17 protein-coding genes are annotated in these 13,297 nt (G+C 64.1%); 11 read left to right on the top strand and 6 right to left on the bottom strand.

The window, feature by feature from the left end; all coding sequences use genetic code 11:
- Position 1: 1 nt before the first annotated feature.
- Positions 2 to 673 carry a nitroreductase family protein gene (locus GRI42_RS02780; RefSeq protein WP_160606714.1) on the bottom strand — a complete coding sequence of 224 codons (672 nt, stop codon included), beginning with the start codon at positions 671 to 673 and terminating at the stop codon, positions 2 to 4.
- Positions 674 to 769: 96 nt separating this feature from the next.
- Here GRI42_RS02780 and GRI42_RS02785 point away from each other — a divergent pair, with 96 nt between their 5' ends.
- Positions 770 to 1,561 carry a Coq4 family protein gene (locus GRI42_RS02785; protein WP_160606716.1) on the top strand — a complete coding sequence of 264 codons (792 nt, stop codon included), beginning with the start codon at positions 770 to 772 and terminating at the stop codon, positions 1,559 to 1,561.
- Between the two features lie 3 nt (positions 1,562 to 1,564).
- Here GRI42_RS02785 and GRI42_RS02790 read toward each other — a convergent pair whose 3' ends face one another.
- Genes GRI42_RS02790 through GRI42_RS02810 form a run of 5 tightly spaced genes read right to left on the bottom strand, consistent with a single transcriptional unit; the run spans position 1,565 to position 5,701 of the window.
- Positions 1,565 to 1,972, bottom strand: a complete 408-nt coding sequence (locus tag GRI42_RS02790) for a DUF3052 family protein (protein ID WP_160606718.1) — start codon at positions 1,970 to 1,972, stop codon at positions 1,565 to 1,567.
- A 1-nt stretch (position 1,973) separates the two neighbouring features.
- A complete protein-coding gene (locus GRI42_RS02795) occupies positions 1,974 to 2,306 on the bottom strand; it encodes a DUF6122 family protein (protein ID WP_160606720.1) in 333 nt (110 codons plus the stop codon).
- A gap of 10 nt (positions 2,307 to 2,316) precedes the next feature.
- Positions 2,317 to 4,551: a phosphoribosylformylglycinamidine synthase subunit PurL gene (purL, locus tag GRI42_RS02800; protein WP_160606722.1), complete on the bottom strand. Its 2,235-nt coding sequence runs from the start codon at positions 4,549 to 4,551 to the stop codon at positions 2,317 to 2,319.
- A gap of 57 nt (positions 4,552 to 4,608) precedes the next feature.
- Positions 4,609 to 5,289 (bottom strand): hypothetical protein, encoded by a 681-nt coding sequence (locus GRI42_RS02805; RefSeq protein WP_160606724.1) that lies wholly within the window; start codon positions 5,287 to 5,289, stop codon positions 4,609 to 4,611.
- A 16-nt stretch (positions 5,290 to 5,305) separates the two neighbouring features.
- Positions 5,306 to 5,701 (bottom strand): DUF2177 family protein, encoded by a 396-nt coding sequence (locus GRI42_RS02810; RefSeq protein ID WP_160606726.1) that lies wholly within the window; start codon positions 5,699 to 5,701, stop codon positions 5,306 to 5,308.
- 65 nt (positions 5,702 to 5,766) lie between these two features.
- Between GRI42_RS02810 and GRI42_RS02815 the strand changes: the two genes are divergently transcribed.
- The 10 genes from GRI42_RS02815 (at position 5,767) to GRI42_RS02860 (ending at position 13,297) form a co-directional block, all read left to right on the top strand.
- On the top strand, positions 5,767 to 6,021 hold the full coding sequence (locus GRI42_RS02815) for an exodeoxyribonuclease VII small subunit (RefSeq protein WP_160606728.1): 255 nt from the start codon (positions 5,767 to 5,769) through the stop codon (positions 6,019 to 6,021).
- 12 nt (positions 6,022 to 6,033) lie between these two features.
- A complete protein-coding gene (locus GRI42_RS02820; RefSeq protein ID WP_170290025.1) occupies positions 6,034 to 6,933 on the top strand; it encodes a polyprenyl synthetase family protein in 900 nt (299 codons plus the stop codon).
- Complete coding sequence (gene coaD / locus GRI42_RS02825) at positions 6,933 to 7,445, top strand: pantetheine-phosphate adenylyltransferase (protein ID WP_160606730.1); 513 nt, start codon at positions 6,933 to 6,935, stop codon at positions 7,443 to 7,445. Before GRI42_RS02820 ends, coaD begins: the two co-directional genes overlap by 1 nt.
- Before the next feature lie 80 nt (positions 7,446 to 7,525).
- A complete protein-coding gene (locus GRI42_RS02830; RefSeq protein ID WP_160606732.1) occupies positions 7,526 to 8,194 on the top strand; it encodes a peptidylprolyl isomerase in 669 nt (222 codons plus the stop codon).
- Positions 8,195 to 8,235: 41 nt separating this feature from the next.
- On the top strand, positions 8,236 to 9,285 hold the full coding sequence (gene queA / locus GRI42_RS02835) for a tRNA preQ1(34) S-adenosylmethionine ribosyltransferase-isomerase QueA (protein ID WP_160606734.1): 1,050 nt from the start codon (positions 8,236 to 8,238) through the stop codon (positions 9,283 to 9,285).
- 80 nt (positions 9,286 to 9,365) lie between these two features.
- Positions 9,366 to 9,842 (top strand): hypothetical protein, encoded by a 477-nt coding sequence (locus GRI42_RS02840; RefSeq protein ID WP_160606736.1) that lies wholly within the window; start codon positions 9,366 to 9,368, stop codon positions 9,840 to 9,842.
- 1 nt (position 9,843) lies between these two features.
- Positions 9,844 to 10,791: an ABC transporter ATP-binding protein gene (locus GRI42_RS02845; RefSeq protein WP_160609044.1), complete on the top strand. Its 948-nt coding sequence runs from the start codon at positions 9,844 to 9,846 to the stop codon at positions 10,789 to 10,791.
- Positions 10,788 to 11,552 (top strand): ABC transporter permease, encoded by a 765-nt coding sequence (locus GRI42_RS02850; protein WP_160606738.1) that lies wholly within the window; start codon positions 10,788 to 10,790, stop codon positions 11,550 to 11,552. Before GRI42_RS02845 ends, GRI42_RS02850 begins: the two co-directional genes overlap by 4 nt.
- Before the next feature lie 111 nt (positions 11,553 to 11,663).
- A complete protein-coding gene (locus GRI42_RS02855; protein ID WP_160606740.1) occupies positions 11,664 to 12,227 on the top strand; it encodes a hypothetical protein in 564 nt (187 codons plus the stop codon).
- 119 nt (positions 12,228 to 12,346) lie between these two features.
- Entirely contained in the window at positions 12,347 to 13,297 is a 951-nt protein-coding gene (locus GRI42_RS02860; protein WP_160606742.1) for a DUF481 domain-containing protein, read from the top strand.

Here is a 13,297-nt window from a genome sequence, read left to right on the forward strand (position 1 = left end):
CTCACAGCCAGCTGGCGATCTGCGCCAGCGGCTTCTTGTCCAGTGCGTGGCGCGGTACGGTTGCGCCTTCTGCGGGCAGGCCGGCGACCACCACCATCAGCGGCTTTTCATGTTCGGGCCGGCCGCAGATTTCGCGCAGGAACCCCATGGGCGAGGGCGTGTGGGTCAGCGTGGCGAGCCCTGCCTCGTGCAGCGTCGCGATCAGCATGCCGCAGGCAATGCCCACGCTTTCGGTGACGTAATAGTTCTGCGTCTTCCCGTCTTCCGCGATACCGCCCTTGCGCTGGGCGAATACCACGATGAGCCAAGGGGCGGTCTCCAGGAAAGGCTTGTCCGCATCGGTACCCAGCGGGGCCAGCGCATCGAGCCATTCGGCGCTGGCCTTGCCGGCGTAGAATGCGCGCTCTTCCGCCTCTGCTGCTTCGCGAATGGCGCGTTTCTTGTCGGGCGAGGACACGACGGCAAAATGCCACGGCTGGTGGTTCGCGCCATTGGGCGCGGTGCCTGCAGTCTCGATCGCAGCCTCGATCACTTCGCGCGGGACCGGCCGGTCGGAGAAATAGCGGCAGGTTCGCCGCTCCTTCAGCCTGTCCCGCATGGCCCGTGCGCGGGAGATGCGGTCCTCGTCAGCGAGGTCCGGCAGGTCGTAAGCGATGCTCTCGTGGTCTTGCATGTCCCCTCCTATCGGCAATTCGCGGGGCGGAGGGAACCCGTTACATGGACAGACAATTTACACTGTTGTAAGTTGCGCGCTGCAATGGAGCTTCGCATGGCACTTATCGAACGTCCGCTTGTCCATCCCGACCGCAAGACCAGCCGCATCCGGCCGCTCAAGGCCTGGCGCCATTTCCGCAAGTTGGTCGCGGACAAGGAAGACACTGCGCAGGTGTTCCACATCATCGAATCGCTGAAGGGCAAGCGCAGCCACCGGCAGGCGTGGGACTTCATCGCCTCGGAAGAGGGCCAGCGTTTCCTCGCGGACGAAACCGACATTCCTGCCATGCTGGACGACCATTCGCGCTGGGCCGATTGCGGCCCAGAAACCGTGGCGGCGCATTATATCGCCTTCATGAAGCGCGAAGGCCTCTCGGCCGCCGGACTGGTTGCCGAATCGCACAAGTTCCTACCGCCCGAAAAGCGCTACGACGACCTGACGGAATGGTATTTCAGCCGACTTCGCGACACGCACGACCTGTTCCACGTCCTGACCGGATACGGACGCGATGCGCTGGGCGAGGCGGCGCTGCTAGGCTTCAGCTACGAACAGAACCACAACCGCGGCATCCTCTTCATCGCCTATGCCGGCGCGCGCGAGATCAAGAAATCGACCGGCACGGCTGCACCGTTGTTCGACGCCATTCGCGAAGGACGCGAACTCGGGCGAAATGCCGCCAAGCTGGCGCACATGGATGTCGCCAGCGTGATGCGCGAAGACATTGCCGAAGCCCGTCGCCGCCTCAATGTCGGCAAGCCGGAAACCTATTTCCGTTGTCTCGAGATCATGCGGTCCGAAGGGCTCACGGAAGAGGACTATATGCCTCCGCAGGCGCAGGCCGCCTGACCTTCAGCGCAGTTCCTTGCGGATCACCAATTTGAGGCCCGACCAGGTCTCGTCCACCGCGCACACCTTGGTATCGACGAGGCCCATCGGCAGGCACACCTCGCGAATGGTGTCCTCGGTGATGTCGGTCGCCACTCCGGACGCCTTCTTGGGCCAGCTCACCCAGATGTGACCGTCGCTGGCGATAGTGTCGCGCAGCACCGTGAGCTTCTCTTCCATTGCCGCGCATTCGGTCACGAAAATGTGCGCCGCGTCGGGATTATCCTCAGGGCCAGCCGCGAAACTCAGTTCGAGCGCATATTCGTCGATTTCGTCGATCACGTGTTCGGGCATGTTGTCGAACCAGACCCGCTGGCCGTCACGCAAGTTGAGCTTCTTTGCCAGCGGCGTTCCGGAATAGGCTGAATTCATATTACCGGCTCCATCCCTGCATGCCGCAATCGCCCAGGTCGACTGCCAGGTGCCACAGCGCACCAAGTGCAAACGCCCGCATCCACCATTTCGGCACTGCGAGCAGGACCACATAAACCCCGGCAGCCAACCAGCCGTGCAGCGGGTGGAAGCCGATACTGCACCTGTCCGGATCGAATATCGGATCGGCCAGCAAATGGTCGAGGTCGATCAGGTTCGCCGCGGCCATGACCGCGCCCGCACGCAGCCAGTCCCTTGCGAAGACCAGTCGCGCGATCAGGAAGGGAGCAAGCCAGTGGCCGGCATAATGCAGCACGAACTGCAGCCCAGCCATGGCCCAGTCCTCAGGCTTCCATCCAGTCGTGGAAGAAGCTCTGGTGCGCTTCGCGCAGCTTGCTCACGGGGACGCCGAACAGGCTGTCGCCGCCGACCGTACCGAGACGGCGGAAACCGACGCGCGCGGTGTCCTCGTTTTCGGTGCCCTTGGCGAGATAGGCGTTGAACGCTTCTGCATCGGGAACGGTGATCACATAGCGGCCCTGGTCCTCGCCGAACCACCACTGGGCCTGCGTGTAGTCGTCATTGCCGACCACTTCCGCGCCGAGCCCGCTGGCCATGGCCATTTCGGCCAGTGCGACGGCAAGGCCGCCGTCGGACACATCGTGCACCGCGCTGACGAGGCCGGCCTCGATCAGTTCGCGCACGCCTTCGCCGGCGTTCTTTTCCAGCGTCAGGTCGACGGGCGGAGCGCGGCCTTCGTCGCGGCCGTGGATTTCCGCGAGCCACAGCGACTTGCCGATGTGCGAACGCTGCGGATCGGGCGTAGCCCATTCCTCGGCGTGGATGAGGTAGATCGCCTCGCCCGCAGCCTTGAAGGGCATCGTCATCATCTTATCGTAGTCGTCGATCAGGCCGACGCCGCCGATGGCCGGGGTGGGCAGGATGGCCGAGCCGCCGCCGGTCGCCTTGCTCTCGTTGTAGAGGCTGACGTTGCCCGACACGATCGGGAAATCGAGCGCACGGCAGGCAGCGCCCATGCCTTCGAGGGCGTGGACGAACTGCGCCATGATCTCCGGACGCTGCGGATTGGCGAAGTTGAGGCAATTGGTCACGGCCAGCGGGCGCGCGCCCACTGCGCTGAGATTGCGATAGGCTTCCGCGATCGCCTGCTTGCCGCCTTCGTAGGGGTCGGCATGGACATAGCGCGGCGTACAGTCGGTGCTGATCGCCAGCGCCTTCTTGGTGCCGTGAACGCGCACGACACCGGCATCGCCGCCGGTCTGCAGCGTATCGGCGCCGACCTGGCTATCGTACTGTTCCGAAATCCACTTCCGCGAGGACAGGTTGGGGGAGGCCAGCAGCTTCAGCAGGTCTGCACCCACGTCCTGCGTGTCCGGACGGTCGGTCATCGGCTTGATGCCCGCCCAGGCGGTGTATTCGTCCTTGGAGAGATACGGGCGATCGTATTCGGGCGCATCGGCAGCGAGCGGGCCGAGCGGGATGTCGCAGACCACTTCGCCGTCGAATTCGAGCACCATGTGCTGCGTGTCGGTGACTTCGCCGATGACCGCGAAATCGAGCTCCCACTTGCGGAAGATCGCTTCTGCCATGGCCTCCTTGCCGGGCTTCAGCACCATGAGCATGCGCTCCTGGCTTTCGCTCAGCATCATTTCGTAAGGGGTCATGCCTTCCTCGCGGCACGGCACCTTGTTCATGTCGAGGCGGATGCCCGCCTTGCCGTTGGTCGCCATTTCGACCGACGAGGAGGTGAGGCCCGCTGCACCCATGTCCTGGATCGCGACGATGGCGTCGGTTGCCATCAGCTCGAGGCAGGCTTCGATCAGCAGCTTTTCGGTGAAGGGGTCGCCGACCTGCACCGTGGGGCGCTTGGCATCGGCGTCTTCCTCGAAATCGGCGCTGGCCATGGTCGCGCCGTGGATACCGTCGCGCCCGGTCTTGGAGCCCACATAGACGATCGGGTTCCCGACGCCGGTCGCCGCCGAATAGAAGATCTTGTCCGCATCGGCCACGCCCACCGTCATCGCGTTGACGAGGATGTTGCCGTCATAGGCGGGGTGGAAATTGGTCTCGCCGCACACGGTCGGGACACCCACGCAATTGCCGTAGCCGCCGATGCCCGACACCACGCCCTTGACGAGGTGCTGCATCTTGGGGTGGTCGGGCCGTCCGAAGCGCAGCGCATTGGCGTTGGCTACCGGACGCGCGCCCATGGTGAACACGTCGCGCAGGATGCCGCCCACGCCCGTCGCCGCGCCCTGGTAGGGTTCGATGTAGGAGGGGTGGTTGTGGCTCTCCATCTTGAAGATGGCGGCCTGGCCGTCGCCGATATCGATAACGCCCGCGTTCTCGCCCGGACCGCAAATCACCCAGGGCGCCTCGGTCGGCAGCTTCTTGAGGTGCAGGCGGCTGGACTTGTAGGAACAGTGCTCGCTCCACATCACCGAGAAGATGCCGAGTTCTACGAGATTGGGCTCGCGGCCGAGCGCGTGCAGGACGCGGTCGTATTCTTCTTCGGAGAGGCCGTGCTGGGCGACGATGTCGGGGGTGATTTCGCTCATGGCGCGCGCCTTACGGGCACGCGCGCGCGGGCGCAATATGCGGTGCTGCGCTTTTCCCTACAGCGGCGGGCTGGCGCGGTTCAATCCGACCTCGTTGCGGTGCCAGCGCGTGCTGCCGACCCATGATGCGACGAGGGTCAGTATCCCGAAGGCGACGAGGCCCGTGACGAGGAAGGGGAAGCCCACGGTTTCCGGCTCCGGCCCGAACCAGTTGACGGCCTGGAACAGCAGCAAGGTGCCCAGCAGGATCAGCGGGGGAACCACCGGCCCCTTGGTCCGGCGCACGTACCACCAGAAGCACAGGCCCACGAGCGCCAGTTCCACCAGCATCGCAGCCAGCGGATAGTTCCACAGGCCGAGGCCGTGACGGTCGGGGCCGCCGGCAAGCGTCAGGTCGGGGCGGTGCGAGACCCAGTCGAGCACCCAGTGCGACATGACGACGATGGCCGCCCAGGTCGCCGCAATGGCGTTTCGCAGCACGACGCCGACCACGATCGCAAAGCCGAGCGCGAATCCCGCCGTGCCGACCAGCGAATGGGTTATCGGGTAATCGTAGAAATCGAGCGGGTTCATCGCCGTGATACCGGGCGTCAGGCGCAAATGCTCCAGCCCGCCCATCGCGAACAGGAAAAAGGCCCAGTCGGTCAGCTGCGCGGCGATGAACAGTGTGCCCAGCTTGGGCGCCTCGTCGGTGATGGCGCGCGCGGCAAAGGCCGGGGCGAAGTGGGCGATGAACATGTCTTTGCGGTTCCGGTCAGGCGAGCCGCTGGGCGGCGAAGGTCGCGACCGATGCAGCGACGCAGGTGGCGAAAGCGCCCCAGATGATGTCCGCGACCGTGACCGTTGTCGACCACTGGCGCAGCGTTGCCTGATTGGTGAGGTCATAGGTCGCATAGCAGATCGCCCCGAGCAGCGCCCCGTTGAGCGCGGCCTGTCCGATGCCGCCTGCAAGGCCCGGCCGCACGGCGAACCAGACGATTGCAGCGATATAGGCGGTGTAGAACACCAGCGCCGGCCCCATGCGGAAGCTGTCGGCCAGTATGTCGCCGAGGCGGGGGCGATAGAAATTGTCGCCGGCCCAGCCCAGCCAGATGGCATCAAGCGCGCCAAAGGCCAGCGCCGCAGCGATGAAGGCGACAATCCACGTCATATCTGCTCCCCTGTTTTGCCATCTTCTTGACCGCGCGCCCGTGCCCCGTCAATGCTCCGCCGCATATGACAGAGGGTCAAGACAAGCCGATTGGCGAAATGAGCTTCGAGGAAGCGCTACGCGCGCTCGAGGGGGTCGTGCGCAGCCTGGAAAGCGGCGAGGTTCCGCTCGATGAAAGCATCGCGCTTTACGAACGGGGCGAAGCGCTTCGCAAGGCGTGCCAGGCGCGGCTCGACGCGGCGCAGGCGCGGATCGAAAAGATCGTGCAAGGCGGCGACGGCTCGCCTTCGGGAACTGTCCCGTTCGATGCGGAAAGCTGAGGCGTGAACGCGATGTCCGGCATGCCCGACCTGCTCGCCGAAGCCTTCGAACGGGTCCAGGCCGAAGTCGACGGGGCGTTCGACGCCTTCCTGCCCGTGCCGCAGGACACCCGCGCCAGGCTGGTGGAAGCCATGCGCTATTCCGTCATCGGCGGGGGCAAGCGGGTCCGCCCGCTGCTCGTCTGCGCAACGGCGCAGCTTTTCGGTGTCTCGCGGCAGGCCGCCGTCAACGCCGGATGCGCGGTCGAGGCGATCCATGCCTACTCGCTGATCCATGACGACTTGCCCTGCATGGACGACGACGATTTGCGGCATGGCAAGCCGACGCTGCACAAAGCCTTCGACGAGGCGACCGCCGTGCTGGCGGGCGACTGCCTTCACGCGCTGGCCTTCGATATCCTCACCATGCCCGACACCAGCAGCGATCCGTTTGTAAGGGCCGAACTCGTGGCGGCACTCGCCAAGGCCAGCGGGCACGACGGCATGGCGGGCGGGCAGATGATGGACATCATGTCCGAAGAGCAGGAATACGACCTCAGGCAGATTACCCGCCTCCAGCAACTCAAGACCGGGGCACTCCTGGCTGCCAGCGTGGAGATGGGTGCAATTCTCGGCCGCGTTCCGCCGGAAGGCCGCACGCATTTGCGCGCCTATGCACGCGACATCGGCCTCGCCTTCCAGATCGCCGACGACCTGCTCGACGTGGAAGGTGACGAGGAAAAAGCCGGCAAGGCGCTGCGCAAGGACGAACGGCAGGGCAAACAGACCTTCGTCACGATCATGGGGCGCGAACAGGCGCGCGCGCAGGCCGAAATGCTGGTAGAGCAGGCCGGCCAGCACCTCGCCAGCCACGGCGCGGACGCAAGGCTGCTGGCAGAATTGGCGCGCTTCATCGTGAAGAGGGACCATTGATGAGCACCCGTATCGGCATCTACCCCGGAACCTTCGATCCCATCACGCTGGGTCATGCGGACATTATCCGCCGCGGGTCCAAGCTGGTCGACAAGCTGATCATCGGGGTGACGACCAACCCTTCGAAGAACCCTATGTTCTCGAACGAGGAACGCTTCGCCATGGTGGAGCGCGAGATCGAGCGGCTCGGGCTCGATAATGTCGAGGTGGTCGGGTTCAACGCGCTGCTCGTCAAATTCGCGCAGAAGATGGGCGCCAACGTCCTCATTCGCGGGCTGCGCGCCGTCGCCGACTTCGAATACGAGTACCAGATGGCCGGGATGAACCAGCAGCTCGACAGCGAAATCGAGACGGTCTTCCTGATGGCCGACGTCTCGCTGCAGCCGATTGCCTCCAAGCTGGTCAAGGAAATCGCCCTTTTCGGCGGCGACATTACGCCCTTCGTAAGCAAGGCCGTTTGCGAGGACGTGATCGCGCGTGTGGAAGAAAAGGGCCGGCTGGGCGACTATTGACGCTGTCCAAGCTATTCATTGAACCGACAGCGCCCGCTCGCTAGGGCAAGCGCCACATCAGACATTTCGACGGATACACGATGTTCAAGACCACGCTTGCCATTGCTGCCGCAGCCCTGACGGTAATCGCTCCCGTCGCTGCAACCGCGCAGGACGCGGAAGCCGCCGCGCCGCGCAAGGTTCTCCAGCCGATCAACTACAGCCAGCAGGAAGATCCGGAGAACATCCTCCTGCTCGACCTGTCGAACGGCGAACGCGTTGCCATCCGCCTCATGCCGAGCTGGGCGCCCAACCATGTGGAGCGTATCAAGACGCTGGCCCGCGAGGGTTTCTACGACGGCGTCATCTTCCACCGCGTGATCGACGGCTTCATGGCACAGACCGGCGATCCGACCGGCACCGGTCAGGGCGGTTCGACGTATCCCGATCTCGAGGAAGAATTCAATTTCATGCCGCATGTGCGCGGCACTGTCTCGATGGCTCGCGCCGCGAGCGAAGACAGCGCGAACAGCCAGTTCTTCATCGTGTTCTATCCGCGCTTCAGCCTCGACAAGCGCTACACCAATTTCGGCCGCGTGATCTCCAATATGGATGCCGTGGACCGGATCAACCGTGGCGAACCGCCGCAGAACCCGACGCGTATCATGCAGGCCTCGATCGCGGCCGATAACAAGCCGACCCCTGCCGCGCCGCGCATCATGACCGAGGCGGAAGTGACCGCCGACGATCTGAACTCGCCGATCAGCTAAGCGCTTTAACTGTCATCGCCCTGCGTCTAGATGCGCGGGCGATGAAAGTTGACCTCTTCGATTTCGAACTTCCCAACGAACGTATCGCGCTGCGTCCGGTACGTCCGCGCGATGCCGCGCGCATGCTGCTGGTCGAAGGCGACACCGCACCTTTTCGCGATTGCGGGGTGCGCGACCTGCCGAAGCTGCTGCGCCGCGGGGACGTGCTCGTGTTCAACGACACGCGCGTCATTCCCGCACAGCTGGAGGGGCGCCGCGGTGAAGCGCGCATCGGCGCGACGCTCCACAAGCGCGTGGACCTGCGCCGCTGGCAGGCCTTCATCCGCAATGCCAAGCGCCTTAAGCCGGGCGACCGCGTCGAATTCGGCGGCGGTGTCGAGGCGGTCGCGGAAGAGCGCCTGCCCGACGGCAGTTTCGTCCTCGTCTTTGCCGGCGAAGAACCGGTCGAGGTCCTGCTGGAGCGGGCAGGGCGCATGCCGCTGCCGCCCTATATCGCGGGCAAGCGTGAAACCGACGCGCAGGACCGCGAGGATTACCAGACGATGTTCGCCGCAGAGGACGGCGCAGTGGCCGCGCCCACCGCGTCGCTTCACTTCACGCCGCGTCTCGTCGCCGCGCTGGACGACGCCGGTGTCGGGCGAGAGATGCTGACCCTCCATGTGGGTGCGGGCACTTTCCTGCCGGTCAAGGCGGACGACACCGACGACCACGCCATGCATTCCGAATGGGGCCGTATCGAACCCGAGGTCGCGGAACGCCTCAATGCAGCGCGCGGGGCAGGCGGGAGAATTATCGCTGTTGGCACGACCAGCCTGCGCCTGCTCGAAAGCGCGACCGGCGAGGACGGTGTGATCCGTCCCTTTGCCGGCGACACGGATATCTTCATCACGCCCGGCTACACCTTCCGCGCGGTCGATGGCCTGATGACCAATTTCCACCTGCCGAAATCCACGCTGATGATGCTGGTGAGCGCGCTGATGGGGCGCGAGCGCATGATGGCCGCCTATGCCCATGCGATCGCCAATGAATACCGCTTCTATTCCTATGGCGATTCCTCGCTTCTGCTGCCCGAAAAGCCGAAGCGAAGCTGATAGCGGTTGGCGCGCCTTGCCGAGGCGGTATTGTGGCTTATCCGGCGGCGAATCGCAGCCGTCGTTTCAAGAGGGGCGCAATGAAATTCACCGCATATCTCGCTGCTGCCGGCAGCCTTGCCTGTGCATCGCTGGCCGTGGCCAGTCCCGCATCGGCCCAGACCATGGTCGCATCGCCGAACCCGGCTTCAGCAAGGCTTGGCCAGTGCCTCGTCGGCAATACGACGGGCAATGACCGCGTTCTCGTGGCGCGGTGGATGGCGGCCAGCATGGCATCGTCACCGATGATGCAGGGGCTGGTATCGGTGGACCAGGCTGAAAAGGAACGCGTGGACCGCTTTATGGCCGATCTGTTTACGCGCCTCATGGCGAAGGACTGCCTTGCGGAAGCGAAAGTGGTCATGCAGGCGCGCGACCAGCAGGGCATGCAGGCTGCGGGCGGTCGACTGGGCGAAATCGCCATGCAGGAACTGATGATGGACCCGGCTGCGATGGCGGCGCTGCTGGCATATGTGAAGCACATCGATCCGGCCGATCTGGCAGAACTGGGCAAGTAAGCTGGAAAGCCCGCCGATCCTCGAACTCGAGCGCCTGACCAAGGTTTATCCCGGCGGGCTCAAGGCGCTCGACGATGTCAGCCTTTCGATCAGGCCGGGCGAGATTTTCGCGCTGCTCGGCCCGAATGGCGCCGGCAAGACAACGCTGATCGGGGCGGTTTGCGGGCTGGTACGGCCAAGCTCTGGCCGGATGGTTGCTTTCGGGCACGATCTGGCGACCGACTGGCGCAAGGCGCGGGCGCGGATCGGCCTGGTGCCGCAGGAACTCAGCACCGACATGTTCGAGCCAGTGATCCGTGCGGTCAGCTATTCGCGCGGCCTTTTCGGCCTTGCACCTGACCCGGCGCGGATCGAGGAAATCCTGCGCAGCCTCAGCCTCTGGGACAAGCGGGACGAACGGATCATGGCGCTGTCTGGCGGGATGAAGCGGCGCGTGCTGATCGCCAAGGCGCTGGCGCACGAGCCGGACCTGCTGTTCCTCGACGAGCCGACCGCCGGCGTCGATGTCGAACTCCGCAAGGGCATGTGGGCGATCATCGACCAGATGCGCGCGCGCGGCGTCACCATCATCTTAACCACGCATTACATCGAGGAAGCCGAGCTGATGGCCGACCGGGTCGGAATCATCAATCGCGGCAAGCTGCTGATGGTCGATGAAAAGGAAGCCATGATGGCGCGGCTTGGCCGGACCGAAGCGCATATCGCGCTGGCCTCTCCGCTCGCCGCGCTGCCTCAGGCGCTTTCCCGCTTTCCCGTCGAACTCGAAGAAGGCGGTACATCGCTGTGCTATCGCGGGGGTGACGGTACGGGGAAGGGCAAGGCGGAAGTAGCCGAGCTGACCAAGGCACTGGTGGCCGAGGGTATCGATTTCACAGGCATAGAGACGCGCGAGAGCAGCCTCGAAGACATCTTCGTTTCCCTCCTGGGCGATGGGGAGGTCGCGGCATGATCGGATGGCGTTCGACCTGGTCGATCTACAAGCGCGAGCTGGTGCGTTTCCTGCGTACCGCCTTCCAGTCGGTGCTGGCACCGGTGCTTACGACCTCGCTCTATTTCATCGTATTCGGTGCCGCCATCGGGGGCCGGATGCCCGACCTTGGTGGAGTCGATTACGGCGCCTTCATCATCCCGGGCCTGCTCATGCTGACGCTGCTGGGTGAGACGACCAGTAATTCCAGTTTCGGCATCTACATGCCGCGCTTCACCGGCACGATTTACGAGCTGCTCAGTGCTCCGGTCGGGGTGGCCGAGACGCTGATCGGCTTCGTCGGGGCTGCGGCGACCAAGAGCCTGATCCTTGCGGCGATCATCCTCGTGACGGCGCGCCTGTTCGTGGACTACTCGATCGCCCATCCGCTGCTGGCGGTCGTCTACATCATGCTGGTGGCCGCGGCCTTCAGCCTGTTCGGCTTCATCCTCGGCATCTGGGCCGACAATTTCGAGAAGCTGGGCATCATCCCGATGCTGTTCCTGACCCCGCTCACCTTCCTTGGCGGTACGTTCTATTCGATCGATATGCTGCCCAAGCCGTGGGATACGATCGCACTGGCAAACCCGATCGTCTACCTTGTCAGCGGCCTGCGCTGGACGTTCTACGGGTCGAGCGACGTCGACATCAGGATCAGCTTTGCCATCACGCTCGGCTTCCTTGCCGTCTGCGTCGCGATCATCGCCTACATCTTCAAGACGGGCTGGCGACTGCGCGCCTGACGCGTCCCTGAATTTCTCTTCGTTTTCGTTCATTTACCAGACAGTGTTTTGCCATCATATAACGGCACGGCACCGGATCATCCGGCGCCATTTGTCAGGGAAACGACAAGCATGAAGAAGATGATTTTCCTTGCAGGTGCAGGGCTCGCTGCCGCTGTTGTTCCGGCCTCCGCCCAGGCGCAGGATGCGACTGCCGGAGCGCAGCCGTTCATCGGCGTGTCTGCCGGCTATCACGACCTCGGCGTCGACGACGAGGTGACGATCGCCCTCGAAGGCTTCGAAATCACCGATTCCAGCCCGATTCTTGGTGTGGTTGCCGGTGTCGACGTACCTGTCTCCGAGAGCTTCTTCGCCGGCGTGGAAGGCAATTATCACTTCGGCACCGATGCGGTGGATAGCGAATACGGGGCATCGGTACGGCTCGGCTACATGGCCGAGGGCGGTGCCAAGTTCTATCTCCGCGGCGGCTATCAGGTTATCGATCTCGATCCGTACAAGCTGACCGAGCCCGAACCGCCGGCAGGAAGCCTCGACGACCTCGACGATAGCGGCGGTGACTATCTGGTGGGCGCCGGCGTCGAATTTCCCATCGGCGGGATCGCCTTGCGCGTGAACTTCGACAGCGTCGGCTTCGACACGATGCGGGCAACCACCGGCGTTACCTTCAGCTTCTGATCTCATCCGGTTCCGGATGAACGGGGGCGGCCGCGCAGTTCGCGGTCGCCCCTTTCCGTTGGATGCCTCGTAGCGGCGAATGGGGTGACAGAAGGCCTCTGCCTCGCTAGCGGGCGCTTATGTTTTTCCGGCCCTCCATCCTGATTGCCGCCTGCCTCGCGATGCAGCCAGTAGCTGCCCACGCGGAGCTTCCGGATGCCGCGCGTACCATGATCGAAAATGCCATCGCGACCGGCGACGCGGCAAAGGTCGATGCAGTGATCTCGGTCGCGCGCAGTTCCTTCCCTGAAGATGCCGCCGAAATCGGCGCGCTCGAGAGCGGCTGGAAAGCGGCAAAGGCCGAGCGCGATGCGGCAGCGGAGGAAGCGCGGCTCGCGAAAATCGAGAATGCCGGAATGTTCGAGCTGTGGAAGGGCGAGGGCGAGCTTGGCGGCTTCCAGTCTTCCGGCAATACCGACAGCGTCGGGATCGCCGCTTCGCTCAAGCTGAAGCGCGAGGGCATAGACTGGAGCCACCGCCTGCAGGCCCGCGTGGATTACCAGCGCCAGAACGGCACCACGAGCCGCGAGCAGTATCTCTTCTCCTACGAACCGCGCTGGCAGTTCAACGAGCGCATGTTCGTCTATGGCCTGGCACAGTTCGAAAGCGACAAGATCCAGGGTTTCTCCGGCCGCTATGCCGCATCGGGCGGCGTCGGTTACAAGCTGGTGGATAGCGGCGACCTGTCCCTCTCGGTGAAGGCCGGCCCTGCCTATCGCGTGACCGAATACACCGACGGGCGTACCGAAAGCCGCATTGCCGCGCTTGCCGGTCTTGATTTCGACTGGAAGGTTTTCGAGCGCCTGACCTTCTCGCAGGACGCCAACGCGCTGGCGGAAACGGGGGGCGAGGCCCAGCTGATCGTCGACGGGTCGAACACCAGCCTGACCTTCGTCAGCGGCCTCGATTTCAAGGTCACCAACCGGCTGCGTTCGCGACTGTCCTACCAGTTGGATTACGACAGCAATCCGCCTGTGGGGAAAGTGTCGACCGACACGCTGACCCGCGCGACGCTGATCTACGGCTTCTGA

The sequence above is a fragment of the Qipengyuania gaetbuli genome (assembly GCF_009827315.1).
Lineage (GTDB): Bacteria > Pseudomonadota > Alphaproteobacteria > Sphingomonadales > Sphingomonadaceae > Qipengyuania > Qipengyuania gaetbuli.